The sequence below is a fragment of the Taklimakanibacter albus genome, assembly GCF_016595235.1.
GTDB lineage: Bacteria > Pseudomonadota > Alphaproteobacteria > Rhizobiales > Aestuariivirgaceae > Taklimakanibacter > Taklimakanibacter albus.
On record NZ_JAENHL010000006.1, the window covers coordinates 740,251 to 765,561 of the forward strand.

24 protein-coding genes and 1 tRNA gene are annotated in these 25,311 nt (G+C 63.2%); 13 read left to right on the forward strand and 12 right to left on the reverse strand.

From position 1 onward, the window contains the following. Positions 1-1,524, forward strand: a complete 1,524-nt coding sequence (locus tag JHL16_RS08180; protein ID WP_200184365.1) for a tripartite tricarboxylate transporter permease — start codon at positions 1-3, stop codon at positions 1,522-1,524. Here JHL16_RS08180 and JHL16_RS08185 read toward each other — a convergent pair. Genes JHL16_RS08185 through JHL16_RS08195 form a run of 3 tightly spaced genes read right to left on the reverse strand, consistent with a single transcriptional unit; the run spans position 1,495 to position 3,545 of the window. Beyond that, a complete protein-coding gene (locus tag JHL16_RS08185) occupies positions 1,495-2,031 on the reverse strand; it encodes a CoA-binding protein (protein WP_200184366.1) in 537 nt (178 codons plus the stop codon). The two genes, JHL16_RS08180 and JHL16_RS08185, sit on opposite strands and share 30 nt — an antisense overlap. Before the next feature lie 6 nt (positions 2,032-2,037). Beyond that, positions 2,038-2,829 (reverse strand): enoyl-CoA hydratase, encoded by a 792-nt coding sequence (locus JHL16_RS08190; RefSeq protein WP_200184367.1) that lies wholly within the window; start codon positions 2,827-2,829, stop codon positions 2,038-2,040. Next, complete coding sequence (locus tag JHL16_RS08195) at positions 2,826-3,545, reverse strand: hypothetical protein (RefSeq protein ID WP_200184368.1); 720 nt, start codon at positions 3,543-3,545, stop codon at positions 2,826-2,828. The genes JHL16_RS08190 and JHL16_RS08195 overlap by 4 nt, the downstream gene beginning before the upstream one ends. A gap of 212 nt (positions 3,546-3,757) precedes the next feature. Here JHL16_RS08195 and rplM point away from each other — a divergent pair, with 212 nt between their 5' ends. Together rplM and rpsI are read left to right on the forward strand one after the other, a co-directional pair. Further along, positions 3,758-4,222 (forward strand): 50S ribosomal protein L13, encoded by a 465-nt coding sequence (rplM, locus tag JHL16_RS08200; protein ID WP_137855165.1) that lies wholly within the window; start codon positions 3,758-3,760, stop codon positions 4,220-4,222. A gap of 4 nt (positions 4,223-4,226) precedes the next feature. Further along, the gene (rpsI, locus tag JHL16_RS08205; RefSeq protein WP_200184369.1) at positions 4,227-4,715 is read left to right on the forward strand and encodes a 30S ribosomal protein S9; all 489 of its coding nucleotides are present in this window, start codon (positions 4,227-4,229) and stop codon (positions 4,713-4,715) included. Positions 4,716-4,781: 66 nt separating this feature from the next. Here the strand turns inward: rpsI and uxuA are convergent, their stop codons facing one another. From uxuA to JHL16_RS08235, 6 genes are all read right to left on the reverse strand, one after another. Further along, positions 4,782-5,957: a mannonate dehydratase gene (uxuA, locus tag JHL16_RS08210; protein WP_200184370.1), complete on the reverse strand. Its 1,176-nt coding sequence runs from the start codon at positions 5,955-5,957 to the stop codon at positions 4,782-4,784. A gap of 45 nt (positions 5,958-6,002) precedes the next feature. Beyond that, complete coding sequence (locus JHL16_RS08215; protein WP_200184371.1) at positions 6,003-7,514, reverse strand: tripartite tricarboxylate transporter permease; 1,512 nt, start codon at positions 7,512-7,514, stop codon at positions 6,003-6,005. 13 nt (positions 7,515-7,527) lie between these two features. After that, positions 7,528-7,989 carry a tripartite tricarboxylate transporter TctB family protein gene (locus JHL16_RS08220; protein WP_200184372.1) on the reverse strand — a complete coding sequence of 154 codons (462 nt, stop codon included), beginning with the start codon at positions 7,987-7,989 and terminating at the stop codon, positions 7,528-7,530. 77 nt (positions 7,990-8,066) lie between these two features. Next, the gene (locus JHL16_RS08225; protein ID WP_200184373.1) at positions 8,067-9,041 is read right to left on the reverse strand and encodes a tripartite tricarboxylate transporter substrate-binding protein; all 975 of its coding nucleotides are present in this window, start codon (positions 9,039-9,041) and stop codon (positions 8,067-8,069) included. 189 nt (positions 9,042-9,230) lie between these two features. Beyond that, entirely contained in the window at positions 9,231-10,601 is a 1,371-nt protein-coding gene (locus tag JHL16_RS08230) for a sigma-54-dependent transcriptional regulator (protein WP_200184374.1), read from the reverse strand. Continuing rightward, positions 10,598-12,475, reverse strand: a complete 1,878-nt coding sequence (locus JHL16_RS08235; protein ID WP_200184375.1) for a sensor histidine kinase — start codon at positions 12,473-12,475, stop codon at positions 10,598-10,600. Before JHL16_RS08235 ends, JHL16_RS08230 begins: the two co-directional genes overlap by 4 nt. 89 nt (positions 12,476-12,564) lie before the next feature. Between JHL16_RS08235 and JHL16_RS08240 the strand changes: the two genes are divergently transcribed. After that, positions 12,565-13,770 carry an MFS transporter gene (locus JHL16_RS08240; RefSeq protein ID WP_200184376.1) on the forward strand — a complete coding sequence of 402 codons (1,206 nt, stop codon included), beginning with the start codon at positions 12,565-12,567 and terminating at the stop codon, positions 13,768-13,770. A gap of 133 nt (positions 13,771-13,903) precedes the next feature. Then, entirely contained in the window at positions 13,904-14,944 is a 1,041-nt protein-coding gene (argC, locus tag JHL16_RS08245; RefSeq protein WP_200184377.1) for an N-acetyl-gamma-glutamyl-phosphate reductase, read from the forward strand. 6 nt (positions 14,945-14,950) lie between these two features. Here argC and JHL16_RS08250 read toward each other — a convergent pair whose 3' ends face one another. After that, the gene (locus tag JHL16_RS08250) at positions 14,951-15,100 is read right to left on the reverse strand and encodes a hypothetical protein (protein ID WP_137855156.1); all 150 of its coding nucleotides are present in this window, start codon (positions 15,098-15,100) and stop codon (positions 14,951-14,953) included. Positions 15,101-15,256: 156 nt separating this feature from the next. Here JHL16_RS08250 and recJ point away from each other — a divergent pair, with 156 nt between their 5' ends. From recJ to JHL16_RS08265, 3 genes are all read left to right on the forward strand, one after another. Next, positions 15,257-17,077, forward strand: coding sequence for a single-stranded-DNA-specific exonuclease RecJ (gene recJ, locus JHL16_RS08255; RefSeq protein ID WP_200184378.1), 1,821 nt, complete (start codon positions 15,257-15,259; stop codon positions 17,075-17,077). Between the two features lie 73 nt (positions 17,078-17,150). Further along, positions 17,151-17,225 (forward strand) — tRNA-Glu (locus JHL16_RS08260). Positions 17,226-17,355: 130 nt separating this feature from the next. Continuing rightward, positions 17,356-18,006, forward strand: a complete 651-nt coding sequence (locus tag JHL16_RS08265; protein ID WP_200184379.1) for an SOS response-associated peptidase — start codon at positions 17,356-17,358, stop codon at positions 18,004-18,006. On the opposite strand, the gene JHL16_RS08270 is transcribed toward JHL16_RS08265, so the two are convergent. Further along, positions 17,998-18,240, reverse strand: coding sequence for a hypothetical protein (locus JHL16_RS08270; RefSeq protein ID WP_200184380.1), 243 nt, complete (start codon positions 18,238-18,240; stop codon positions 17,998-18,000). The two genes, JHL16_RS08265 and JHL16_RS08270, sit on opposite strands and share 9 nt — an antisense overlap. 168 nt (positions 18,241-18,408) lie before the next feature. On the opposite strand from JHL16_RS08270, the gene JHL16_RS08275 reads away from it, so the two are divergent. From JHL16_RS08275 to JHL16_RS08285, 3 genes are all read left to right on the forward strand, one after another. After that, positions 18,409-21,663 (forward strand): GH36-type glycosyl hydrolase domain-containing protein, encoded by a 3,255-nt coding sequence (locus tag JHL16_RS08275; protein WP_200184381.1) that lies wholly within the window; start codon positions 18,409-18,411, stop codon positions 21,661-21,663. Positions 21,664-21,959: 296 nt separating this feature from the next. After that, entirely contained in the window at positions 21,960-22,109 is a 150-nt protein-coding gene (locus JHL16_RS08280; protein WP_200184382.1) for a hypothetical protein, read from the forward strand. A gap of 254 nt (positions 22,110-22,363) precedes the next feature. Further along, entirely contained in the window at positions 22,364-23,110 is a 747-nt protein-coding gene (locus JHL16_RS08285) for an SDR family oxidoreductase (RefSeq protein ID WP_200184383.1), read from the forward strand. A 62-nt stretch (positions 23,111-23,172) separates the two neighbouring features. Here JHL16_RS08285 and JHL16_RS08290 read toward each other — a convergent pair whose 3' ends face one another. Further along, positions 23,173-23,592, reverse strand: coding sequence for a VOC family protein (locus JHL16_RS08290; protein ID WP_200184384.1), 420 nt, complete (start codon positions 23,590-23,592; stop codon positions 23,173-23,175). Positions 23,593-23,620: 28 nt separating this feature from the next. On the opposite strand from JHL16_RS08290, the gene JHL16_RS08295 reads away from it, so the two are divergent. Together JHL16_RS08295 and JHL16_RS08300 are read left to right on the forward strand one after the other, a co-directional pair. After that, positions 23,621-24,382, forward strand: a complete 762-nt coding sequence (locus JHL16_RS08295) for an SIR2 family NAD-dependent protein deacylase (RefSeq protein ID WP_246770833.1) — start codon at positions 23,621-23,623, stop codon at positions 24,380-24,382. A 337-nt stretch (positions 24,383-24,719) separates the two neighbouring features. After that, positions 24,720-25,298, forward strand: coding sequence for a cold-shock protein (locus tag JHL16_RS08300; protein WP_200184385.1), 579 nt, complete (start codon positions 24,720-24,722; stop codon positions 25,296-25,298). Positions 25,299-25,311: the final 13 nt, after the last annotated feature.

Consider the following 25,311-nt stretch of genomic DNA (forward strand, 5'->3'; position numbering starts at 1 on the left):
ATGAATCTCGATTATCTCTGGGGTGGCTTCGCCATAGCCCTCACCTGGCAGAATCTGCTCATCGGTCTGATCGGTTGTTTTCTCGGCACGCTGATCGGCGCTCTCCCGGCGATCGGCCCGATCAACGGCATCGCGCTGCTGCTGCCCATCGCTTATACGATGGGCCTGCCACCCGAGAGCACGATGATCCTCCTGGCGGCGGTCTATTGCGGTGCCGAATATGGCGGCCGCATCTCCTCGATCCTGCTCAATGTGCCGGGCGATGCCGGCGCCGTCATGACGGCGCTCGACGGCTATCCGCTGGCCAAGCAAGGGCGCGCGGGCGAGGCGCTCGCCATCAGCGGCATCTCGTCCTTTGTCGGCGGCGTGATCGGCGCCATCGGGCTGGCGCTCTTCGCCCCGATCCTGTCGAGCCTCGCCATCGGCTTCGGACCGGCAGAATACTTCGTTCTCATGATCTTCGCGCTGGCGACGCTCGGCGCCATGGTCGGCAGCCAGCCGGTCAAGACGCTGATCGGCTGCGTTCTGGGGCTGATGCTGGCGACCGTCGGCCTCGACGCCACATCGGGCGCCTATCGCTTCAGCTTCAACGAGCCGGAGCTTGGCGACGGCATCGAATTCGTCGTGCTGGTGATCGGTCTGTTTTCGATCTCGGAGGCGCTTATCATCCTGGAGAATCAGAGCGCCGGCGTGACGATGATCCGCAAGCTCGGCCGGATGATGGCGCGCCTCGACGACCTGCGCAAATGCGTCGTGCCCACCTTGCGCGGGTCGGCCATCGGTTTCGTCATCGGCGTCCTGCCGGGGACCGGTGCCTCGGTCGCGAGCGCCATCTCCTATACGACGGAGAAGCGCATTTCCGACCGCGATGGGACCTTCGGCAAGGGCGATGTGCGCGGCCTCGCGGCACCGGAGGCGGCCAACAACGCCACTGCCTGTGGCGCCTTCGTGCCGATGCTGACCTTGGGCGTGCCGGGTTCCGGCACCACGGCGGTCATGCTCGGCGCCTTGATGCTCTACAATATCCAGCCCGGCCCGCTGCTCATGAGCCAGCATCCTGAAATGGTGGGCGGCCTGGTGGCGTCGCTGTTCATCGGCAACTTCTTCCTGCTGGCGCTCAATCTGCCGCTGGTCAATCTGTTCGCTCGTGTGCTCACCATTCCGAACTGGCTGCTGGTGCCCGGCATTCTGGTGCTGTCGATCGTCGGTGTCTATTCCACCAATGCTTCGACACTGTCGCTCTATCTGATGCTCGCCATCGGTTTGATGGGCTGGCTCCTGCGCAAGCTTGGCTTCGACATGGCGCCGATCATATTGGGCTTCGTGCTGGGCGATGTGATGGAGATCAATATGCGCAACGCACTGGCGATCAGCGGCGGCGACATCTCGATCTTCTTCAAGAGCTGGATCAGCCTGGTTCTGTGGGGGCTCGCCATCGCCGTGGCGGTGCTGCCCTTCCTGCTCGGCCGGCGGGCGAATAGGCGGAAGGCGCGCCTAACGCTTGATGCCGAGGCCCAGCCCTAGGCTTTGCACTTTGCCGCTTTCATGGAGGCGCTGACGGCGGGACGAGATGAGGCCGGAATTGCCGCCAACCCAGCTCCATTCGCCGGAGAGCTTGCCATATTCCATCTTGGGGCAGCGGTTCATCACCACTTTGAGTCCGGCGGTCTCGGCGCGTGCCGCCGCCTCGTCATTGCGCACGTTGAGCTGCATCCAGATCACTTTGGGCAACGGGGTCAGCGCCAGCGCCTCGTCGGTGACGACACCGGCGGCCTGCGAATTGCGGAAGATGTCCACCATGTCGATGGGGTAGGGAATGTCCTTGAGCGTGCCATAGACGCGGCGCCCGAGAATCTCCTGGCCGGCGAGGCCGGGATTGACCGGCGTCACGTCATAACCTTTGTCGAGCAGGTATTTCAGCACGAAATAGGAGGGACGCACGTCGTTGCTGGAGGCGCCGACCAGAGCGATGGTTTTGACGCTGCGCAGGATGTCGCGGATATAGTCCGCCGAATAGTTGTCGTGATCCATGATAGGCTAGCGATCTTGCCACTCGGGCGGGCGCTTGTCGACAAAGGCGCCAATGCCTTCCTCGGCGTCCCGGATGAGCAGGTTCTCGACCATTACGCGCGCGGCATAGTCATAGGCATCGGGAAGCGTCATCTCGCGCTGGCGGTAGAAGGCTTCCTTGCCGATCTTCGTGACCGCCTTGGACTTGCTCGCGATCTTCGCCGCCAGCTCATCGACGCTCTGACGCAGGAACTGGCTGGGCACGATGCGGTTGATGAGGCCGATGCGCCGGGCATCCTCGGCATCGATCAGATCACCGGTGAGCAGCATCTCCATCGCGTGCTTGGCCGTCACGTTGCGCGACAGGGCGACCATCGGTGTCGAGCAGAAGAGGCCGATATTGACGCCGGGTGTGGCGAAACGCACCGGTTCCGCGGCGATGGCGAGATCGCAGCTGGCAACGAGCTGGCAGCCGGCGGCGCTTGCCACCGCCTGGATCTCGGCGATCACCGGCAACGGGTGATGCACGATCCCCTGCATGAGCGTGGCGCATTGCGCCATCAGCTTGGTGAAATAAGCGGCGCCGCGATCGTCATCCTGGCGATGCGCGGTGATCTCCTTGAGATTGTGGCCCGAGCAGAAAGCGGGGCCTTCGGCGGCAATGACGATGACGCGCGCCGTGTCGTCGCGCCGGAGATCGTCGAGGGCGACTACAAGCTCCGCCATCATCGCCTCGCTGAGGCTGTTGCGGGTCTTGGGATCGTTGAGCGTTAGCCGCGCAATGCCGGCCTGGCGCTCCTGAAGCAGGATATCGCTCATTCGCCTTCTTCAGCGAGCAGCTTGAGCTTCTCGGAATAGGCCGGGTCGTCGATCAGCTTCTGCACCACGTTCTTGTTGTTCTCCGACGGGATCATCGCCTTGAGGCCCTTGATCATGCGGTCTTTCATGTCCTGGGCGAGGGCGGTGTCTTTCTCGATCTCGGCGATCTGATTGGTGAGGTCATCGGTGAGATTGTCGGTGATGGCCGAATAGGCGAAGCTGACGCTGGTGACGGCGACGTTCCACTCATCGACGGTGTTGAAACCCGCCGCCTTGAGGTCGGCCTCGAAACGTTTGCCTTCGTCCGTCTGGTCGACGAAGTCCTGCAGGCTTTCGTAATTTTCGAGATTGGCGTCCTTGTACTTGTCGCGCACCAGAGCCAGCGCGTCGATCGAGCGCCGGGCGATGTCGACGGTGAGCTCGATGACCGTCACGTCAGGTATTTCGCCGAAACTCAGATCATCGGGGGAGGAGTCTTCGGTATCGGTCTCATCGCCGGTGTCGGGAGGCGGGGGCTCCGTCAGATCCTCACCTGCCCCCGCGGCAGGAGGCTGAACCGGGGTCTGCTCGGTCCCCTGGGCCGGCGCTTGCGGCTTCGGTGTCTGGCTTTGTTCCTCGCTTTGCGGAAGCTGATCCTGGTCCTTGGGCGTCTGGGCCCAAGCGGAACCAGCAGCCAGAACCCCGGCAAACAGCAGAACTACAGCGAAACGAACCATCAGACGCACCCTCTAGGTCTCGAATCTTATGAAATACAAGCAGTTAGGAAAAGGGGGTAGCACATGAGATGCTTAAACTGTGGCAGCAAAACAACATTTTCAGGTATTATGATACCGCATCACGAATCTGGCTGAAATCGCAGGTTTTTCTTGACCTCGGCGCGCGATATCGGTATTTCCGCGCCATCTGAACAAGCATTGGAACCCTCCAGATGAAGACCTATTCGGCGAAAGCCAAGGAAATCGAGAAAAAGTGGGTGCTGATCGACGCGAATGGGCTGATCGTCGGGCGTCTCGCCACGATCATCGCCAATCGCCTGCGCGGCAAGCACAAGCCCACTTTCACGCCCCATATGGATTGCGGTGATAATATCATCGTCGTGAATGCCGAGAAAGTGGTCCTCACGGGCAATAAGCGCAAGGACAAGACCTACTATTGGCATACCGGTTTCCCGGGCGGCATCAAGGAACGCAAGGCCGAGAAGATCCTCGACGGCAAGTTCCCGGACCGCGTCCTCGAGGCGGCGGTGAAGCGCATGCTTCCCGGCGGCCCGCTGAAGCGCCAGCAGATGTCCAATCTGCGCATCTACAAGGGCGAGGCTCATCCGCATGAGGCTCAGAACCCGACGAAGCTCGACATCGCTTCGCTCAATCCCAAGAACACGCTGAGAGGCTAAGACCATGGCTGAACAGACAACTCTTTCGAATCTCGGCGAAGCGCTGGGCCAGGTCGCCATCCAGGCGCAGGCCGCTTCCGCGCCCGCCAAGCCCAAGCTCGACGCCCAGGGCCGCGCTTACGCCACCGGCCGCCGCAAGGACGCGATCGCCCGCGTGTGGGTGAAGCGTGGCGCCGGCAAGATCACCATCAACGGCAAGGCGATCCATCTCTATTTCGCCCGCCCGGTGCTGCAGATGCTCGTCCAGCAGCCGATGGTCGCCGCTCTGCGCCGCGACCAGGTCGATGTCGACTGCACCGTCGTCGGCGGCGGTCTCTCCGGCCAGGCCGGTGCGGTCCGTCACGGCCTCTCCCGCGCTCTGACCTATTTCGAGCCGGAGCTGCGTGCGATCCTCAAGAAGAACGGCTTCCTGACCCGCGACCCGCGCGCCGTCGAGCGCAAGAAGTACGGCCGCGCCAAAGCCCGTCGTTCGTTCCAGTTCTCGAAGCGCTAAGCGCTCAGCGAGCCTACTGGCTGCAAGCGAAAAGGGATGGTGGAAACACCATCCCTTTTTTCATGTTCAGTCGAGACGATCGAGCGTGCGCATGATGCCGCGTAGCTCAGCCACGCCCTTGAGGCGACCGATGCAGGAATAGCCGGGATTCACTTTCTTGCCGATGTCATCGACGATGGCATGGCCGTGATCGGGCCGCATCGGGATCTCCCAGTCGGAACGGCCCTCGGCGCGCCGCCGTTTCTCCTCGCCGAGGAGGGTGGCGACGACCTTGACCATATCGGTGTCGCCGTCGAGATGTTCGGCCTCGTGGAAGGACCCGTCCGGTTCCTTGCTGACGTTGCGCAGGTGAGCGAAGTGGATGTCCTTGCCGAAGTCCTTCGCCATAGCGACCAGGTCGTTCTGGGCGGAGGCGCCATAGGAGCCGGTGCAGAGCGTGAGCCCGTTGGCGGGTGAGGGACAACCCTCGAGCAAGGCCCGGGCATGGGCGGCAGTGGAGACAGCGCGCGGCAGGCCGAAGATCGGGAAAGGCGGATCATCGGGATGGATCGCCAGGCGCACACCGGCCTCTTCGGCGACAGGCGCGATCTCGCGCAGGAACGCAATGAGATTGGCGCGCAGGCCCTCGACGGTAAGGTCGTGGTAGCGGGCGAGAGCCGTGCGGAAACTCTCGCGGTCGAAGATGAATTCGCGCGCCGGCACCCAGCCGATGAGATTGGCCTCGAGCCGCGCCAGCTGACTTTCGCTCATCGGTGCCAGTCTTTGCCGCGCCGCCGCTATCCGTTGCGGCGGATGATCGTTCTCGGCACCCTGACGCTTCAGGACCAGCACGTCATAGGCACAGAAATCCACGATGTCGAAGCGCAGCGCCGTGCCGCCATGCGGCATTGGAAAATCGAGATCGGTGCGCGTCCAGTCGGTGATCGCCATGAAATTGTAGCAGACCGTCTTGATGCCCGCCGCCGCGACCGCTCCGAGCGAGGCCTTGTAATTGGCGATGAGATCGCGAAAGCGGCCGCTGCGCGTCTTGATGTCCTCATGCACGATGATGCTTTCGACGACATCCCAGCTGAGGCCCGAGGCTTCGATCTCGGACTTGCGTTTCAAGACTTCATCTTCAGGCCAGGCGCGGCCGTCATTGAGATGATGAAGGGCCGACACGATTCCGGTGGCGCCCGCCTGACGGGCATGGGCGAGTGTCACGGGATCATCGGGGCCGAACCAGCGCCAGGTCTGTTTCATCCGGCCTATCCTAGCACAGATTCGAGAGCGTCTCCGGCCTGACCGTTACGCGCTCTCCTCGACAAAGACCTCGGCGCGCTTCTTCTTCACGGCCGGCAGGAAGACGATGACGAGCACCGCCGCAGCCAGGACGAGAAGGGTGGCGCTGATCGGGCGGGTGATGAAGGTCGTGGGATCGCCCTTCGACAGGATCATCGCGCGGCGCAGATTTTCTTCGAGCAGCGGGCCCAGCACGAAGCCGAGCAGCAGCGGCGCCGGCTCGCAGCGCATTTTCATCAGCGCATAGCCGAAGATGCCGAAGAAGGCGACGACATAGAGGTCGTAGACATTGGAGTTCACGCTGTAGACGCCGATCGAGCAGAAAGCCATGATGATCGGAAAGAGGATGTAATAAGGCACCGTCAGCAGCTTCACCCACAGGCCGATCAGGGGCAGGTTGAGGACGATGAGCAGGAGGTTGCCTATCCACATCGAGGCGATGATGCCCCAGAAGAGCGAGGGCTGCTCGGTCGCCACATTGGGGCCCGGCACGATGCCCTGGATGATCATCGCGCCGGCCATCAGCGCCATCACCGGATTGGTCGGGATGCCCAAAGTGAGCATCGGGATGAAGGAGGTCTGCGCCCCGGCATTATTGGCGGATTCCGGACCGGCGACGCCTTCGATGGCGCCCTTGCCGAATTCCTCCGGATGGGCGGACATGCGTTTCTCGACCGTGTAGGAGGCGAAGGAGCCGAGGATGGCGCCGGCGCCCGGCAGGATGCCGAGCACGGAGCCGAGCGCCGTGCCGCGCAGGATCGGCGCCGCCATGCGGCGGAAATCCTCGCGCGTTGGCATCAAGCCGTGCACCTTCTTGATCAGCACCGAGCGGTCATGCTCGTTTTCGAGATTGCGCAGGATCTCGGCGATGCCGAAGACGCCGACTGCGACGGCCACGAAATTGAGCCCGTCGGCATATTCCCTGATGCCGAGATTGAAGCGCGGCGCGCCGCTGATGACGTCGGTGCCGACGAGGCCGAGGAGGAGGCCCAGCACCACCATGCCCATCGCCTTGATGACCGACCCATGGGCGAGCGCGATCGAGGAGATGAGGCCGACGACCATCAGTGAGACAAACTCGGCGGCGCCGAATTTGAGCGCTATGGCGGTCAACGGGATCGCAAACAGCGCGATCAGGAAGGTCGACACGGTACCGGCGAAGAAGGAACCGATCGCCGCTGTGGCGAGCGCTGCCCCGGCACGCCCATTGCGCGCCATCTGGTAGCCGTCGATGGCGGTGACGGCGGAGGAGGACTCGCCCGGCATGTTGATCAGGATGGCGGTGGTCGAGCCACCATATTGGGCGCCGTAATAGACGCCGGCCAGCATGATGAGGGCCGAGACCGGATCGCCGATCTGGAAGGTGATCGGCAACAGCATGGCGATGGTGGCGGTGGCGCCGATGCCGGGCAACACGCCGATCAAGGTGCCGAGCAGCACCCCGATGAGGCAGAAAAGCAGGTTCCACAGCGTCGAGGCGGTGGTGAAGCCGAGGATCAGATTGTCGATGAGTTCCATCTTCCTGTCTCCCTCAGAAGCCGAGCCATGGACCAAAGGGTCGGAAAGGTAGGTTCAATCCCTTACTGAAGACGAGATAGGAGAAGAACGTGACGCCGACCGACAGGGTGAGAGCGGCGAGCGGCTTCATCCTGACACTGGCGAAGGATGCGGTGAAGGCGGTGATGAAGATGGCGGGCACGAAGCCCAGGCCTCTGACGGTGAGGCCGAAGAAGATTGGCGCCGGCAGGATCAGGAGCATGCCGCGCCAGGCGAGAGGCCCGATCGGCTCGCCCTGGACGCGTGTCGCCTGGACGAGCACGAAGATGCCGAGCAGGACCAGGACAGCGGCGAGCAGCAACGGGAAATAGCCGGGGCCCATGCGCAACGCCGTGCCCATATCCAGGATCCAGGACTGATAGGCGAAGAACAGGCCGCAGGCGATGAAGAAGGCGCCGCACAGGCCGTTGGTGGAATCGATGCGAATGGATTTCATGGCGTGGGTCCTCACGCTTGAGTATCGACAGTAAGAAAAAGGGGCACCGTTTCCGGTACCCCTATCTCTCACTCACCCTAATCGGCAAATTGGCCGGCCGCTTCGATCACCGGCTTCCAGCGCGCGATCTCGCTTTCGAGCTTGGCCTTGAGCGCGGCGGGCGTCGCTTCGGCCTCGGTCGAGGGCGCCGTGCCCAGCTCGGCGAAGCGGGCGGCGACATTGGCATCCTTGAGCGCCAGCTGCAGCGATTTCGACAGGCGCTCGGTGATCTCCGCCGGCGTGCCCTTGGGCGCATAGATGCCGTGCCAGATACCGACCTGGAAGCCGGCGAGCCCCGCTTCCTCGGCGGTCGGCAGATCGGGAAGGACGTCGAGGCGCTTGGCCGAGGTCACCGCATAGGCCTTGATGGTACCGGCCTTGATCTGCTTGGTCGTATTGGTGGTCTGGTCGCACATCATGTCGACCTGGCCGCCGAGAAGGTCGGTCATCGCCGGGCCGGTGCCCTTATAGGGGACGGTGACCAGCGGGGTCTGGATGGCACTCATGAACATCATGCCGCACAGATGCGAGGCGGCCCCGATGCCGGCATTGGCGAGCGTGACCTTGTCTTTGTTGGCCTTGACATAGTCGAGCAGGCTCTTGATGTCGGCGGGCTCGAAATCCTTGCGCGCCACGATCGTCATCGGCACGTCGGTAACGAGGCCGACATAGTCGAAGGCCTGCAGCGTGTCATAGGGCAGCTTGCGATAGAGTGTGGCGCTGGTCGCCATGCCGATATGATGCAACAGCAGCGTGTAGCCATCGGGATCCGCTTTGGCGACGCGTGCCGCGCCCAGCGTGCCGCCGGCGCCGCCGACATTCTCCACCACGATCTGCTGGCCGAGATCCTTCGACATCGCTTCGGCGACGAGACGGGTCACCGTGTCGGTGGGGCCGCCGGCGGCGAAGGGAACCACCATGGTGATGGGGCGGTCGGGATAGGTCTGCGCCTGGGCACCGCTCGCCAGAGCGAGCATGGTCGCGGCGGCAAAGGCAGCAAGAAGCTTTCTCATGAAGTCCTCCCATTTGAAGTCGATTATTCTACGGATCCGGTGCTTTCGATTGCCCGGACATGACCCCGCATTAAACCCGGGCGGCGGCTGATGGCAATCAGGGAGAGGCCCGATGACAGGAACTTGCCACTGTTTTGATCGTCAGATGGGTGGAAACGGTAACATCCGTGCCCAAGACTGTGTGGGCTTTCACACATCGGCCTCCGGATCGGCCGGTTCGCTCACCCCCAGCTCACGCTTGTCGAGGCCGTATTTCTGCATCTTCTCGTAGAGCGTCTTGCGTGAGATGCCGAGCGATTCGTAGACCGGCTTGAGATTGCCGCCGCTCGCCACCAGGGCGCCCACGATGACGCCGCGTTCGAATTGGGCGACGCGGTCGGCGAGACGCGCCGCGGGCGCCGCGGATGTTTCCTCATCGGCGGGCGACAGGCCAAGGCCCAGCACGAAGCGGTCGGCGGCGTTGCGCAGCTCGCGCACATTGCCTGGCCAGTCGCGCCGCGCAATGTCGGCCAGAATCTGCGGCGGTACCGGCACGTCGTCACGGCGATAGCGTGCCGCCGCCTCGCTGGCGAGCTGCAGGAAGAGCAGGGGCACGTCGGCCCGGCGCGCCGACAGCGCGGGCAGGCGCAGCGTCACGACATTGAGACGGTAGAGAAGATCGGCGCGGAAGCGTCCGGCCGCCACTTCCTCCTCGAGATCCGCCTTGCTGGTGGCTATGAAGCGCACATCGAGCGGCACCGCTTCATTGGAGCCGAGCCGCGTGATGACGCGATCCTGGATGACGCGCAGGAATTTGGCCTGGAGGTCGAGCGGCATCGAGCCGATCTCGTCGAGGAGAACGGTGCCGCCCCGCCCATGCTCGAATTTGCCGTAGCGGGCCTTGAGCGCGCCGGGAAACGAGCCCGCCTCATGGCCGAAAAGCTCGCTCTCGATCAGATGGACAGGAAGAGCCGCGCAATTGATGACGACGAAGGGCTTGGTGGCGCGGCCGCTGAGATCATGCAGGGCGCGCGCCGCCACTTCCTTGCCGGTGCCGGTGTCGCCGATGATGAGCACATCGGCGTCGGTCGGCGCCACGGCGCGCAGGCGGTAGCGCAGATCGATGATCGCCTGGGTGCGGCCAGGGAGCCGCGCTTCGATATCGTCGCGCTTGCCGGCGACGGCGCGCAGGCGGCGGTTCTCCAGTACCAGCCGGCGGCGGTCGATGGCGCGCGCCGCGACATCGGCCAGCGCCTGAGCATTGAACGGCTTCTCGATGAAGTCATAAGCGCCTTCGCGCATCGCCTTGACGGCGAGCTGCACATCGCCATGGCCGGTGGCGAGGATGACGGGGATGTCGGGATCGATGTCGCGCACCCGGCTCATCAAGGTCATGCCGTCCATGCCGGGCATACGGATGTCGGTGATGAGCACGCCGTTGAAGCCTTGCGTGATGAGATCGAGCGCCGCCTCGGCGGTGCCGAAATCACGTACCGGGAAACCGGCGAGATCGAGCGACTGGGCGGTCGACCGGCGCAGTTCCTCCTCGTCGTCGACGAGCAACACGACCGCAGGCTTCATTCCGCCGCCTCGCGTCGAGACGGGGAGGCCGCATCGAGGGTGATGGTGAACAGAGCGCCGCCTTCAAGCTGATTCATAACCGCAAGATTACCGCCGAAGTCTTTGATTATGTTGTAAGAGATGGAAAGTCCGAGCCCCAGTCCCTTGCCCACACCCTTGGTGGTAAAGAAGGGATCGAAGATACGCGGCGCGATCGCGTCGGGTATGCCGGGGCCATTATCGGCCACCGCGATCGTGACCTTGTCGTCCTGGCGGCGGGCTGTCAGCGTGATGAGTCTGACGGCCTGACCTTCGACCGCGTCAGCCGCGTTGGAGATGAGATTGACCAACACCTGCTGCAGGCGGATCTGGCCGGCCTGGACGATGAGGGGCCGAGACCCGAGATCGACGGCAACCTCTGTCTGCGCCGCCTTGAGCCGCCAGGCGACGATCTCGAGCGTGTCCTTCACCACATCGGCGAGCGCCACCGGGCCTAGCTGCTCGTTGGGCTTGCGGGCGAAATTGCGCAAATGCCGGCTGATCGAGGCCATGCGGTCGGCGAGGCTCGATATGCGCGAGACATTGTCGCGCGCTTCTTCCGTCCGGTTGCGCTCGATCAGGATCGCGGCGTTGTCGGCATAAGTCTTCACCGCGGTGAGCGGCTGGTTGAGCTCATGCGAGAGCGCCGCCGACATCTGGCCGAGTGCCGCGAGCTTGCCGGCCTGGATCAGGTCCGACTGGGTCTGGCGCAATTGCTGCTCGGTGGCGCGCCGCTCGGCGACCTCGGTCCCGAGCTGCTGGTTGACGAGCGCCAGGTCGGCGGTGCGCAAGGCCACGCGCTCTTCGAGCTCGGCCTGGGCGCTGCGCTGCAATTCGAGCCGCTCACGCAGCCGGGCGCGCCGCTGCAGCAGGATGGCGGCGGCGAGCACCGCGAGGCCCAGAAGCAGGAGGGCGGCGGTGACGCTGGTCATCGCCTGGGCATGCACCGGTGCGGTGTCGAGCAGCACGCTCACCGTCCAGCCGGCTTCCGGCATCGGCTCGGCGAGCACCAGATATTCGCGCGCCTGGCCGCCCATGGTGATGGTCATCAGCTGGTGGCCGCCGCTGATGCTCGTCTGGGTGATCGGCAATTCGCGCAAGGTGGCATTGGCATAGCGGCGCGACGCCTCGGTGCGCGCCAGCCGGTCGGCCGTCAGCGGCTTCAGGCTCGAATAGAGCCAGTCCAGCTGGTCGGTCATGAAGATGATGCCTTCCGGATCGGAGACGAGGATCTCGTAATCGTCGCCCTTCCAGGAGGCTTCGATGGCGTCGATATCGACCTTGAAGACGACGACCCCCTTGATCTCGTCGCGGATGGTGACCGGCGAGGAGAAATAATAGCCGCGCTTGAGGGACGTCGTGCCGAGCGCGAAGAAGCGGCCTTGCCGGCCTTGGATCGCGTCCTGGTAATAGGGCCGGTAGCTGAAATTCTCGCCGACGAAGCTCACCGGCCCGTCATAGTTGCTGGCAGCGATGGTCTCGCCGCCCGGCTTGATGACATAGATGTCGGAGGAGGCGAGAAGGACGTTGATCTCCTTCAGATAGGCGTCGGCCTTGGTACGTCGAGCCGGATTGTCGGGATCCGCGAGGAGAGCCTGGATGTCGTAGTGATCGGCGATCAAGGCGGGCAACGACTGATAGCGGCTCATCTGGCCGCGCAGCACGGCGACCGCGAGCCGCAGGGTCGTCTGGCCACGCGAGGCCGCCTGGTCGAAATAGGTCTTTGTCGCGAACGTGCTGCCGAAATAGGCGATCACTGCCGCCGCCAGGACGAGCAGCAACGCGGCCCATGCGACAGGGCGTGCCAAGAACCGCTGCGTCACGTCAGTTCGAGGCGCATGGCGCCTTCCTCCCATGGCCTGTCCTACACGTGCCTCCTGACCGACGCAATCTTGCAGGCGAGGGCGGCTTTGCTAAGGTGATGCCACATAATGCGGATGCTGAAATGACCGAGACGAACCCGGCGCGCCGGCAAGCCATACCGGCCGGAATATGGGTTCTGGGCTTCGTCTCGATGCTGATGGACATCTCGTCCGAGATGATCCACGCGCTGCTGCCGATCTATCTGGTGACCGTGCTCGGTACCTCGGCGCTGACCGTCGGGGTGATCGAAGGCATTGCCGAGGCGACGGCTTCGATCACCAAGATATTCTCAGGTGCCCTGAGTGACTGGCTCGGCAAGCGCAAGGCGCTGGGCGCCCTGGGGTACGGTCTCGCGGCTTTGACCAAGCCGATCTTTCCCTTGGCGCCTTCAGTCGGCTGGCTCGTCGCCGCGCGCTTCATCGACCGCATCGGCAAGGGCATCCGCGGCGCCCCGCGCGATGCACTCGTCGCCGACCTGGCGCCGCCGCATCTGCGCGGCGCCGCTTTCGGCCTGCGCCAGTCGCTCGATACGCTGGGCGCCTTCATCGGCCCGCTCCTCGCCATCGCCGTGATGTGGCTGACCGCCAATGACTTCCAGATGGTGTTCTGGATCGCGGTCATCCCGGCCTTCCTGTCCGCCGGTCTCATCATCGTCGCGGTCAAGGAGCCGGAGCGGCCGAAGGATCTGCGCCAGGTGCGCATGCCGCTGCATCGCGACGAATTGCGCCGCCTGGGTGCCAGCTATTGGTGGGTCGTCGTCATCGCCGCGGTCTTCACCTTGGCGCGGTTCAGCGAGGCCTTTCTGGTGCTGCGCGCCCAGTCGCTCGATCTGCCGCTGGTCTTCATTCCGATCGTCCTGGTCATCATGAGCCTTGCTTATTCGCTCTCGGCCTATCCGGTCGGCATCCTCGCCGACCGCATGGACAAGATCACCTTGCTCATCGTCGGTCTGCTACTGCTCCTGGCCGCCGATATCGCGCTGGCCTATGCGCGGGGCATGATCGGGCTCGCGGTGGGCGTCGTGCTATGGGGCCTGCATATGGGCTTCACGCAAGGCCTGCTGGCGGCGCTGATCGCCGAGACGGCGCCGCCCGAATTGCGTGGCACCGCCTTCGGCATGTTCAACCTGATCACGGGTGTGGCGCTGCTTTTCGCCAGCATTCTCGCCGGTGCGCTGTGGGATTGGACGGGGCCGCAAGGCACCTTCCTCGCCGGCGCCGGCTTCACGCTTCTGACCCTGATCGGGCTCACCGCCGTCCGAGGCCGCCTGCGTCGCCCCGTGACATGAATTTAACATCTGTATTTCAAAGAGTTGTAAGAAATATATGAGATGTTGCTTGGAGCTGTTCGCGCAGCAATCTTTACAATGCGCGCGCGTGGCTTAAAGGAGCGCTTCGATTTATCGCGAGGAGACGAGACTCATGGCCAGGATCAAGATCGGCGTTATCGGTGCTTCGGGTTATACCGGTTCCGATCTGGTGCGCCTGGCCGCCTGTCATCCGGGCATGGAGATCGCGGTGCTCACCGCCAATTCGCATGCCGGCAAGGCGATGGCCGAGGTCTTCCCGCATCTGGCGCATTTGAAGCTGCCGACGCTCATCAAGAATGAGGAAGCCGACTGGTCGAAAGTCGAGGCGGTCTTCTGCGGCCTGCCGCATGCGACGAGCCAGGCGGTCATCCGCGAGCTGCCGAAACATCTCAAGGTCATCGACATGTCGGCCGACTTCCGGCTGCGTGACGCCGCCGTCTATGAGAAGTGGTATGGCGGTGCGCATCAGGCGCTCGATCTGCAGAAGGACGCGGTCTACGGCCTCACCGAGCATTACCGCGACGACATCAAGACGGCGCGGCTCGTCGCCTGTCCGGGCTGCTACCCGACCGCAGTGCTCATCATGCTGCTGCCGCTGGTCAAGGCAGGGCTCATCGATGCGTCGGATCTGATCATCGACGCCAAATCGGGCGTCTCGGGCGCCGGCCGCTCACTCAAGCAGAATGTGCTGTTCTGCGAGGCGGGCGAGGGGCTCTCGCCCTATGGCGTGGCGAGCCACCGGCACTCGCCGGAGATCGAGCAGGAGATTTCGCGCGCCGGGGGTGCGCAGGTGATCGTCAACTTCACCCCGCATCTCATTCCGATGAGCCGCGGTGAGCTCTGCACCAGCTATGCGAAGCTGAAAGGCGGCGCCACGGCGGCAGATTGCGTCGCCGCGCTGGAGAAGCATTACAAGGACGAACCCTTTGTCTTCATGGCGCCCAAGGGCGTCATGCCCTCGACGCAATATGTGCGCGGCTCGAACAATGTGATGCTCGGCGTCTATGCCGATCGCGTACCTGGCCGCGTTATCCTGATTTCGACGCTCGACAATCTGGTGAAGGGTTCGGCCGGCCAGGCGATTCAGAACTTCAACCTGATGTTCGGTCTGCCGGAAAGCCAAGGTCTGGAGCAGGTCGCGCTGTTCCCGTAATCGGGATCAGTGGTGCTTGAAATATTGCACCTCGCGTTCGTGCTTTTCCGCGGCGGCGCGGCTTTTGAACGTGCCGAGATTGCGCCGCCGTCCGGTCTTCGGATCCTTCTTGCGCGAATAGAGACGGTATTCGCCTGATTTGAGCTTGCGGATCATCACGCCTCCCGCTTCATCTTTCCGTTTGAATATCAATGGCTGGAGGCGGGTAAGGTTCCCGCGCTTGCGGGCCCTTCCGGGGGTGGGTATGGAACCTCTTTCCGGTCCGGTCGATGCCATCGAAGGCGCGGCCGAATCGGTGTCCAATGAAGGATCATGTCTCTTTTGCTCGATAGCCGGACGGCCAACAATTCATCGCCTCCTTTTCTCGGCGTCAGCCGCTCCGTCACCGGCCGTCTATGGCGGCCGCGCGCTTTCCAGAGCCGCGATGCGCAAGCCATCTCCGAGAAAAACGACCTGCCGGAGCTCCTGGGCCGCGTCCTCGCCGCGCGATCGGTCGGCCTCGAGGATGTCGAAAACTATCTGAACCCGACGATCCGCCGCCTGATGCCGCAGCCTCAGGCCTTGGTCGACATGGAGAAGGGCGCCGACCGTCTGGCGCAGGCCATCATGACGGGTGAGCGCATCGGCACGATCAGCGACTATGACGTTGACGGCGTCTCGTCCGCCGCGCTCGTCACGCGTTTCCTGGCGAGCGTCGGCGCCGGCAACATCGTTCATATCCCCGACCGCATCACCGAAGGCTATGGGCCGAGCGAGGCGGCGGTCAGGTCGCTCAAGGAGCAGGGCACGCAGCTGCTGCTGACCCTCGATTGCGGCGTGCTCTCGCATGATCCCCTGGCCAAGGCCAAGGCGCTCGGCATGGACGTCGTCATCGTCGATCACCATCAGGCCGGCGCCACGCTGCCAGATGCGACGGCGGTCATCAACCCGAACCGCCAGGACGACATATCGGGCTTCGGCTATCTCTGCGCCTGTGGCGTCGCCATGATCCTGGTGAGTGTCGTCAACCGCATCCTGCGCCAGCGCGGCTGGTACGGACCGGCGCGCCCCGAGCCCAACATGTTGCAATGGCTCGAGCTGGTGGCGCTGGCGACGGTCTGCGATGTCGTGCCGCTCACCGGCCTCAACCGTGCTTATGTCACGCAAGGCCTGCGCATCATGGCGCGCCGCGAGAATCCAGGCCTCGCCGCTCTGTCCGACGTCGCCCGTCTCAAGCGCCGGCCCGACGCCTATGCGTTGGCGTTCCTTTTGGGACCACGCCTCAATGCGGCGGGCCGCATCGGCCATGCCAATCTCGCTTTCGAGCTGCTGACGAGCCAGGACCGTGGGCGCTGCGCCATCATCGCTTCTGAGCTCGAACGGCTAAACCGCGAGCGCCAGACGATCGAGCTCAGCGTGCTCGACCAGGCCCTGCGCGAGGCCGACGCCTCGCTGGGCGCTGAGCGGACGAGCCCGGCGATCGTCGTCGCGGGTGAGGGCTGGCATCCGGGCGTCCTGGGCCTCGCCGCGGCGCGGCTCAAGGAACGTTTCAACCGGCCGAGCATCGTGCTCGGCTTCGAGAAGGAAGGCCTGAAAGCCAGCGGCTCCGGCCGCTCGATCGCGGGCGTCGATCTAGGGAAGGCCGTGCGCGCCGCACTCGATGCCGGCATCCTCATCAAGGGTGGTGGCCATGCGATGGCGGCGGGCCTCACCATCGAAAGGTCCAGGCTGGGCGATTTCCGCGCCTTTCTCGAGACCCATCTGGCTTACGCCCTGCAGCTCGCCGACCAGCGTTATCTCGATGTCGATGGCGCCTTGACCGCCTCGGGCGCCACGCTCGATCTCATCGAGCTGGTCGAGCAGGCGGGGCCTTATGGAGCCGGCAATCCGGCGCCGGTCTTCGTGCTGCCGGCGCATCGCGTGGTCTATGCCGACAGCGCCGGCAGCGACCATGTCCGCCTGACGCTCGCCGCCTCCGACGGAACCCGCATCAAGGCCATCGCTTTCCGGGCGCTGGGCACCGATATGGGCGAATTGCTCCTCACCGAGCGCCAGCACCCGCTCCATGTCGCCGGTCGCCTGGTGGTCGACGACTGGGGCCGTGAGCGCGTGCCCTCGCTCCATGTCGAGGACGTGGCCCGGATCACCGGCTGATTTCGTTGATTTCAAAGATTAATTTCACGTCTTGCGCTTCCGCGCGAAGCCCCTTATAGAGCCGCCATTCCGCGCGCCCTTCGTCTATCGGTTAGGACGACAGCCTTTCACGTTGTAAAGACGGGTTCGATTCCCGTAGGGCGCGCCACTCTTTTTCCCATCCGCACAGTTCCACACAAGCCCGGCCCGTCTCCGGACCATTTGTCATTTGACGTGGCCCATGAACTACGATTAGAACATATCAAGAACTTAACGTTTGGTAAGTTTATGAGTAAGCCATGTGTGGACGCGTCAGGGATCCGAACGTCGAGGAAGTGAGCGAGATCAAGCTCAAGCAGCTTCGCGGCCGCTTTTGGCGCGAGGCGCTGAGCGGGGACCGGACGCCCGGAAAATTCGCACCGGTCATCATCTGCGAAAATGGCGAGCGGATTGCCGAGGAGATGCGCTGGGGCCTGATCCCGGCCTGGTCCGAATCCGACCTTCTTGAGTATTCGACCTACAATGCGCGCTGCGAGCGGATCAGCGAGACGGCGACATATCGCGGCGCCTGGCGGAAGGGGCGGAGGTGCCTGATTCCGGCCGAAGGCTTCTATGAGCGGAAACACTTCTTCTTCCTGCGCGAGGCGAAGCTCATGATGCTCGCCGGCCTGTGGGACGAGTGGAAGAATCCGATCGGCGGCGTGCTCAGGACCTATACGATCATCACGACCGCGCCGAACGAGCTGGTGGGCCGCGTTCACGACCGCATGCCGGTGATCATCGGGCGTGCCGATTGGGCGAAATGGCTGGGTGAAGAGGCCGCCTCGGACGACGAGCTGAAGGCGCTGCTCAAGCCACATCCAGCCGAGCGCATGGACGTCTCGCCGCCCTTTGGTGCAAAACCGAAACAAAGCGTGGTGAATGAAAATAGCCAGTTGCCTCTATTCTAGAGCGTCGGGACGATCCGCCGCCGGATCGAACATCCAACGCGGCATTGGTCGGCCATCACTGTCCCGGTAAGCGGTGCAGTTATCGAAATAGGTCTCTGCCAGCCAGGTGGCGGTCTGCTCGATCAAAGCAGGCGGCTTGCCCGCCGGCGACATCACGTGATGGCAGGCTTCCTGCCATGACAGTCCGGACAGATGCAGCAGCCGGATCTCAGCGATGATAGGGGCATCGATCATGATCGTCGCTCCGCGGCCTCGGGAACTCGGGCAAGCATATCACGCGCAGCTGCCCGAGCATATGGTGCCGCCGTTGCGTCAGCTTTCCCCACTTGGCCCTGTGATTGACAAAACATTCCGCTCCGCGTTCCTTCTTGCGGGAGTTGGTTGTGATTTGGGAGACTTTGCATGACACAGGACGCCGTTCGCACCTTCACCCTCCCGCGCGACGGTGATCTGGGCTTGCGGCAGATATCCAATAAGACCGGCCTCACCGTCAGCATGCTTCCCAATGGCTGCCTCTTCGCCATCGAGCATGTGAGCGAGCGCGGCCGTATTATGCTGAACCAGGTGCCGGGCTCGCCCATTGCCGGCGGTATCGGACGTCTCCTGCTGCGGATCGGCGGTGAGACCATCGAGATCGCCGGCCCCGGGGCCAGATGCCGGGTCGGTGGCGCCGATGACCGTTTCGTCTGGGAGGGCGAGACGGCGGGCGTAAGCCATCGCGCGACGCTCTGGCTCGCGCCCAAGAGCAATATCTGGTTGTGGCAGATCGAGGTCGCGAACAGCGGCAAGAGCAAACTCGTCTGTGACGCCTTCCTGATCCAGGATCTGGGGTTGGGCGATCGCGGCTTCATCTCCAACAATGAAGCCTATGTCTCACAATATATTGATCATCATGTCGAGCCCACGCCCGATCTCGGACCAGTGGTGATGAGCCGGCAGAATCTCGCCCAGCAGAACGGGCGCTTTCCCTGGGTCCTGCAAGGCTGCCTCGACGGCGCCGAGGGTTACGCCACCGACGCGCTCCAGATATTCGGTCCTCTCTATCGCGACCGCGGCAGTCTCGATTTTCCGCAAGGCCTGCCAAGCCGCAGGCTGCAGCATGAGGCGGCATGCGTCGCGCTTCAGTCGCATGGAGCGACGATCGCGGCGGGCGGCTCCGCCAAATGGACGTTCTTCGGGCTCTATGAGCCGGATCATGCCGAGGCGTCCGGCAAGACCGACCTGGCGAAACTCGATCACGTGCGCCATGCCCAGGCGAGCTTCAAGCCGGTGGCTGTCGCCGTCGTGGAACCCGTGCGCGGCATCGTGCAGGATGCGGCACCCGTCACCGCCGATCGGATGAGCGCCGGTGAGATCGCGGCGCGTTATGGCCAGCGCCTGCATGAGGAACATCAGGGCGGCGAGTTCCTGTCTTTTTTCGTGCCCGACGGCATCCATAACCGCCATGTCGTCCTCGCCGCCAAAGAGCATCTCGTCCCGCGCCGGCACGGTACGCTCCTGCGCAGCGGGCAGGGCATGCTGCTCGACGAGACGACGCTTTGCGCCACCGGCTGGATGCACGGCATCTTCGGCGCCCAGCTCACCATCGGCAATACCTCCTTCCACAAGCTCTTCTCGATCTCGCGCGATCCCTACAACATCACGCGTGCCAGCGGCCTGCGCATCCTGGTCGATCTGGGCGAGGGGTGGCGGCTGCTCTCGGTCCCCTCGGTCTTCGAGATCGGCCTGAGCGACTGCCGCTGGATCTACCGGCTGGGCTCGCGCACCGTCACGGTTCATGCGGTGGCCGCGGGTGACGACCCTGCGATGCAATGGCGCGTCAGCGTCGAAGGCAAGGTCTGCCGATTCCTGGTCTTCGGCCATCTCGTATTGGGTGAACGTGAACTCGCCCATGCCGGGCGGGTCGAAATCGACGCTGAAAACAAGCGCTTCAGCTTCAGGCCCGACCCGCAATTCCTGTGGGGCCAGCGTTATCCTGAGAGCGTCTATCACCTGGTAACCAGCACGCCCGGTGCGGTCGAGGCCGTGGGGGGCGATGACTTGCTTTACGCCGACGGCAAAGCCCGCGGCGGCGCCTATGTCGCATTACGGACGCGTGCCACGAACGAGCTGTGTTTCGCCGTCACCGGCTCGCTGACCGATGTCGCGGCGGCCAGAGACCTGGCGGAAAAATTCGCTGCGGGTCCCGATGAAGAAAGCCTGCTCGTTCCGGCCCGGCGCTATTGGCGGCATGTCACGCGCGGCCTGCGCATCGAAAGCGACGATCCCGATGCCAAGAGCCTCGACACCACTTTCCCGTGGATCGCCCACAATGCGATGATCCATCTGAGCGTGCCGCATGGGCTCGAGCAATATACGGGCGCGGCCTGGGGCACGCGCGATGTCTGCCAGGGGCCGGTCGAATTCCTGCTGTCGCTCGACCATGACCGGCCGGTGAAGGAAATCCTGAGACTGGTCTTCGCCCAGCAATATGAAAAGCGGGGCGACTGGCCGCAATGGTTCATGCTCGAGCCCTATTCGAACATCCAGGACAAACACGCCCATGGCGACGTTATCGTCTGGCCGTTGAAGGCGCTTTGCGATTATCTCGAATGGACCAATGATCTGGCTTTCCTCGACGAGCCGGTCGCGTGGCGCGACGAGGACACTTTCGTGCGCACCGCGCGCAAGGATCCGGTCGCCCGCCACATCACCAAGCTCATCGCCACGGTGCGCGAGCGCTTCATTCCGGGAACGAGCCTCATCCGTTATGGCGAGGGTGACTGGAACGACTCCCTCCAGCCCGCCGATCCGAAGCTGCGCGACTGGATGGTGAGCGGCTGGACCGTGGCGCTGCTGTTCCAGCAACTCAGGCGCTATGCCGAGGTGCTGCGCCGGGCCGGGCGCGGCGATGAGGCGGAGAAGCTGCAAGCCCTGTCGGAGGAGATCCGCGCCGACTTCAATCGCCATCTCGTCGTCGATGGAACCGTCGCCGGCTATGCGATCTTCGAGCCGGGCCATGACAAGCCGGAAATTCTGATCCATCCGAGCGACAAGCGGACCGGCCTCATTTATTCACTGCTGCCGATGAAGCGCGCGATCATCGCCGGACTCTTCACGCCCGAGCAGACCGCGCATCATCTGGAAATCATCCGCAAGCATCTGCTGTTCCCCGATGGCGCGCGGCTGATGGACCGGCCGGTGACCTATCGCGGCGGACCGGAGCGCATTTTCCGTCGCGCCGAGTCGGCGGCGAATTTCGGCCGCGAGATCGGTCTCATGTATACACACGCGCATCTGCGTTATGGCGAGGCGATGGCCGTGCTGGGCGAGGCGGACGCGCTGTGGGATGCGCTTCTCAAGGTCAATCCCGTCGCGGTGACCGAGCATCTCGGCACCGCGTCGCTGCGCCAGCGCAACACGTATTTCAGCAGCAGCGACGCGGGCTTCCCGGATCGTTATGCGGCGAGCGCGGAGTGGGACCGGGTCAAGGCGGGCGCGATCGCCGTCGATGGCGGGTGGCGCATCTATTCGAGTGGGCCAGGCCTCTACACCAATGTGCTGTTGCGCCTGGCCTTTGGCCGCAGGCGTCATTTCGGAACGGAAGTGTCCTCGCCGCTGCTGCCGAAACGGCTGAAAGGCGCGAAGCTTACATTGGCGCCAGGATCTGGCGGCTGACCGGATGCTGCCAAAAATGTACGCTCAAAAAAGTACAGGACTCCTCTCCAAGGCACACGAAGAAAAAGCTTGTTTCATTCCTGAAGCAACGGATGGATAACCGTAAGCTGGCCTGTTTTCCTTTTCTTTGACCGCGGGTCAAAGAAAGGCTTTGCGTCGAGCCGGGAAATGGACTAGAAGCCAGCCCGCTCCGCCCCCTGAGGGCGCGCCAAAAAATACACAAAATCGAATGTGAAGTCGGACCAGCGATTGCGATCTAGCGGCGTGTGTCGGCGTGCCGTTCCGGGAGGATTTGGGTGCATAATCGATTTGTTCTGGGCTTGACGCTCGGAGCGGCCTTTGGCGGCCTTGCGGGCAGCTTCATCCTGACACCACCGATCGGTATCCTGATCGGCGCCATTGTCGGCGTTTCATGCGGCATGATCCTGCATGTCTTGATGACGTGATTGTAAACCCATGGTCTACGGAAGTCTGGTCTGACACTCCCCCTTACCCGACATGTGTCGTCCAAAAGGGACGGGTTCCTCGTGCAGCCTTTGCCCCAATAGGGCTCGCAGAAGTGCAGCCAATCCCGGGGCGCCCCGCATCGGATCGGCAATTTGAATCAACCTATGATTGAGTAATGGGGTTGGATTTACAAGCCGGCCGGGCCCGCATATGAGCGAACCTCGATCATTTTCAGCCAAGCGAGGGCGTCCCGGTGTTCAGCGATCTCAAGAACAAGCGTATTGTCATCACCGGCGGCGTGACCGGCATCGGCGGCGCGGCGACGCTCGCTTTGGCCCAAATGGGCGCCAGGCTCTTCGCGCAGTATCATTCGGGTGAGAAGGAGGCGGCCGCCTTCGCCAATCAAGGAATAGAGACCTTCAAGCTCGATCTCCTCGAGCGCAAGGCGCCATGGCGGCTCATCGAGGAGGCGCAAAAGCGTCTCGGCGGCATCGACGTGCTGATCAACAATGCCGGCGGCATGGTCGAGCGCCGCCGCATCGCCGAATTCGACGATGCGCTGTACGATCAGGTTCTGGAACTGAATGTGCGCCAATTGGTCGATTGTTGCCGCGCCGCGATACCGCTGTTCGAGGCGCAGCGTTCCGGCAACATCATCAATGTCTCATCGATCGCGGCGCGCTCCGGTGGCGCCGCCGGTTCCGGCGTCTATGCCGGCACCAAGGGCTTCGTGTCGGCGATCACCAAATCGATGGCGAAGGAATTGGCGCCCAGTAATATCCGGGTGAACGCCGTGTCGCCCGGCACCATCCACACGGCCTTCCATGACCGCCATTCGACACCCGACAAGCTCGAAGCCACCCGCAGGCTGGTGCCGCTCGGACGCCTCGGCACGGCGGAGGATTGCGCCGGCACCTTCGTCTATCTCGCGAGCGATCAGGCGTCGGGCTACGTGACCGGCCAGGTCATCGAGGTGAATGGCGGCCTCTTGATGCCCTAGCGCGTGATCCGGAAAAGTGGGTACCGGTTTTCCGACAAGATCACGCGCCAAAAGAATGACAATTACCAGCTGCCGGTATTGGGCATCGAGGCCCAGGGCTCGGCGACGGGCAGGGCGCCACCCTTGTTCAGGATCTCGATCGAGATGCCGTCCGGCGTCTTGATGAAGGCCATGCGGCCGTCACGCGGCGGACGATTGATGGTGATGCCTTGCTTCTGCAGTTTGTCGCAATAGGCATAGACATCATCGACCTCGATAGCGAGATGACCGAAATTGCGTCCGCCCGTGTAAGCTTCCGGATCCCAATTGTAAGTGAGCTCGACCGGAGCGTCCGGGCTTTCCGGCGCGGCAACGAAGATCAAGGTGAAGCGGCCCTTTTCATTCTCGTAGCGGCGCTGCTCGACGAAGCCGAGTTTGTTGATGAAGAAATCAAGCGATTGGTCCAGATTGGAGACCCGGATCATGGTGTGGAGATACTTCATTGCCTGAACCTCTTTGCCTGGGGAGCCGATGATGGAAGATGACATAGACGAGCTTGCCGAAATGATCCAGTCGTCGCGCCGCGCCGTCGTCTTCACGGGCGCTGGCATCTCGACGGAATGCGGCATTCCCGATTTCCGTTCCCCCGGCGGCTTCTGGACCAGATACAAGCCGATCGAGTTCAACGATTATCTGGCCTCGGAGGAAATGCGGCTCGAAGCCTGGCGGCGCTATTTCAAGATCTACGAAGCCGTGGCCCAGGCTGCACCGGGGCCTAGTCACAAGTTCATCGCCAGGCTTTATCACGCCGGCAAGGTGAGCCATGTCATCACGCAGAACATCGATGATCTGCACCGTGTGTCGGGCGTGCCCGAAGCCGCGATCATCGAGCTTCACGGCAACGGCTCCTACGTGAAGTGCCTGAGCTGCGGCGAGCGTTATGAGCTCGAATGGGCGCGCGCCCGCATCCTGGCCGAAAGCCGCCCACCTTATTGCTCTGCTTGCGCCGGCATCGTGAAGACGGCGACCATTTCCTTCGGTCAGCCCATGCCCGAAGACGAGATGGCGCGGGCGCGCGCCGCGACCTTCGACGCCGATCTGTTTCTTGCCATGGGCTCATCGCTGCAAGTCTTTCCCGCCGCGAGTTTTCCGGTGATGGCGAAGAGCAACCGCGCCAAGCTGGTCATCATCAACCGCGAGCCGACCGGCATCGACGCGCTCGCCGATCTGGTGATCTCGGGCGAGCTTGGCGCTGTTCTGAGTGCTGCCGCCGAGCGTCTCTGGCGGCACTGAACGAATCACTTTTGCCTGAATCTGCGCGATTCACGTGTGCGTGCCTCGTGCGGGCGCGATCATTGCGAGCGCTTCGAGATGCATCGAGCTGTGATCGTCGTCGCTGGCACAGCCGCCGCGTTATTCGCCACATGATGCGATTCAGTGTTTGTTTTCAGGGCTTTTTCGCATCGCAGAACTGCGCGCGCGGATGCGAAGGAATGATCGCGCAAGCGCATTCTCGTGTTTTCCACATCTCTTGCGTGCCCGCTCTCTGTACAATTGCAAAAGAGTCGCTCAATCTAAGTCATGGCAGCGGGGTATGACTGAGGGCTGCCATTAGTTCGGGTATGCGGTCATGGCGGTTAGCGAGCCCTTCGAGGCAGACAGGGAGCTTGAGCATCAGGCCCCTGATATCAATGTAAGAATTTTCCAGATCAGCGGCTTCGTGAAGTGGTTCGACGTCGGTCGGGGTTATGGCTTCATCATCCCCGACAACGGCATGCCGGATGTGCTGCTGCATCTGAGCTGTCTGAAGCGCGACGGTTTCGACGCGCCGCTCGAAGGCACACGTGTCTTCTGTGAGGCCGTCGAGCGCCAGAAGGGCTATCAGGCGTTGCGCGTCTTGAATGTGGATACCTCTACGGCTATCCATCCGGTTGAGCGACCGAGCCGCACCCATGTGAATGTATCGGCCTCGAGCGGCTGGGTCAGGGCGCGCGTCAAGTGGTTCAACCGCGCACGCGGCTTTGGCTTTGTCAGCGAAGGCGACGGCTCGCCGGATATCTTCATTCATATGGAGACCCTGCGTAAGACGGCGATCGCCGAACTCCATCCCGACCAATGGATCTATGTGCGCTTCGGCGCCGGCCCCAAGGGCCAGATGGCGGCCGAGGTTCGCCTTACTCTCGACAACGGACCGCGCCACACTAACTAGCTGCAGCGCGGAT

Coding starts and splice junctions, on each gene's coding strand:
- argC (WP_200184377.1), top strand. CDS start 13,904: ATGGCCAGGATCAAGATCGGCGTTATCGGTGCTTCGGGTTATACCGGT.
- JHL16_RS08190 (WP_200184367.1), bottom strand. CDS start 2,829: ATGAGCGATATCCTGCTTCAGGAGCGCCAGGCCGGCATTGCGCGGCTA.
- JHL16_RS08225 (WP_200184373.1), bottom strand. CDS start 9,041: ATGAGAAAGCTTCTTGCTGCCTTTGCCGCCGCGACCATGCTCGCTCTG.
- JHL16_RS08230 (WP_200184374.1), bottom strand. CDS start 10,601: ATGAAGCCTGCGGTCGTGTTGCTCGTCGACGACGAGGAGGAACTGCGC.
- uxuA (WP_200184370.1), bottom strand. CDS start 5,957: ATGAAACAGACCTGGCGCTGGTTCGGCCCCGATGATCCCGTGACACTC.
- rpsI (WP_200184369.1), top strand. CDS start 4,227: ATGGCTGAACAGACAACTCTTTCGAATCTCGGCGAAGCGCTGGGCCAG.
- JHL16_RS08300 (WP_200184385.1), top strand. CDS start 24,720: ATGGCGGTTAGCGAGCCCTTCGAGGCAGACAGGGAGCTTGAGCATCAG.
- recJ (WP_200184378.1), top strand. CDS start 15,257: ATGTCTCTTTTGCTCGATAGCCGGACGGCCAACAATTCATCGCCTCCT.
- JHL16_RS08290 (WP_200184384.1), bottom strand. CDS start 23,592: ATGAAGTATCTCCACACCATGATCCGGGTCTCCAATCTGGACCAATCG.
- JHL16_RS08195 (WP_200184368.1), bottom strand. CDS start 3,545: ATGGTTCGTTTCGCTGTAGTTCTGCTGTTTGCCGGGGTTCTGGCTGCT.
- JHL16_RS08180 (WP_200184365.1), top strand. CDS start 1: ATGAATCTCGATTATCTCTGGGGTGGCTTCGCCATAGCCCTCACCTGG.
- JHL16_RS08250 (WP_137855156.1), bottom strand. CDS start 15,100: ATGATCCGCAAGCTCAAATCAGGCGAATACCGTCTCTATTCGCGCAAG.
- JHL16_RS08240 (WP_200184376.1), top strand. CDS start 12,565: ATGACCGAGACGAACCCGGCGCGCCGGCAAGCCATACCGGCCGGAATA.
- JHL16_RS08270 (WP_200184380.1), bottom strand. CDS start 18,240: ATGATCGATGCCCCTATCATCGCTGAGATCCGGCTGCTGCATCTGTCC.
- JHL16_RS08235 (WP_200184375.1), bottom strand. CDS start 12,475: ATGGGAGGAAGGCGCCATGCGCCTCGAACTGACGTGACGCAGCGGTTC.
- JHL16_RS08220 (WP_200184372.1), bottom strand. CDS start 7,989: ATGAAATCCATTCGCATCGATTCCACCAACGGCCTGTGCGGCGCCTTC.
- JHL16_RS08295 (WP_246770833.1), top strand. CDS start 23,621: ATGATGGAAGATGACATAGACGAGCTTGCCGAAATGATCCAGTCGTCG.
- JHL16_RS08265 (WP_200184379.1), top strand. CDS start 17,356: ATGTGTGGACGCGTCAGGGATCCGAACGTCGAGGAAGTGAGCGAGATC.
- JHL16_RS08215 (WP_200184371.1), bottom strand. CDS start 7,514: ATGGAACTCATCGACAATCTGATCCTCGGCTTCACCACCGCCTCGACG.
- rplM (WP_137855165.1), top strand. CDS start 3,758: ATGAAGACCTATTCGGCGAAAGCCAAGGAAATCGAGAAAAAGTGGGTG.
- JHL16_RS08185 (WP_200184366.1), bottom strand. CDS start 2,031: ATGGATCACGACAACTATTCGGCGGACTATATCCGCGACATCCTGCGC.
- JHL16_RS08275 (WP_200184381.1), top strand. CDS start 18,409: ATGACACAGGACGCCGTTCGCACCTTCACCCTCCCGCGCGACGGTGAT.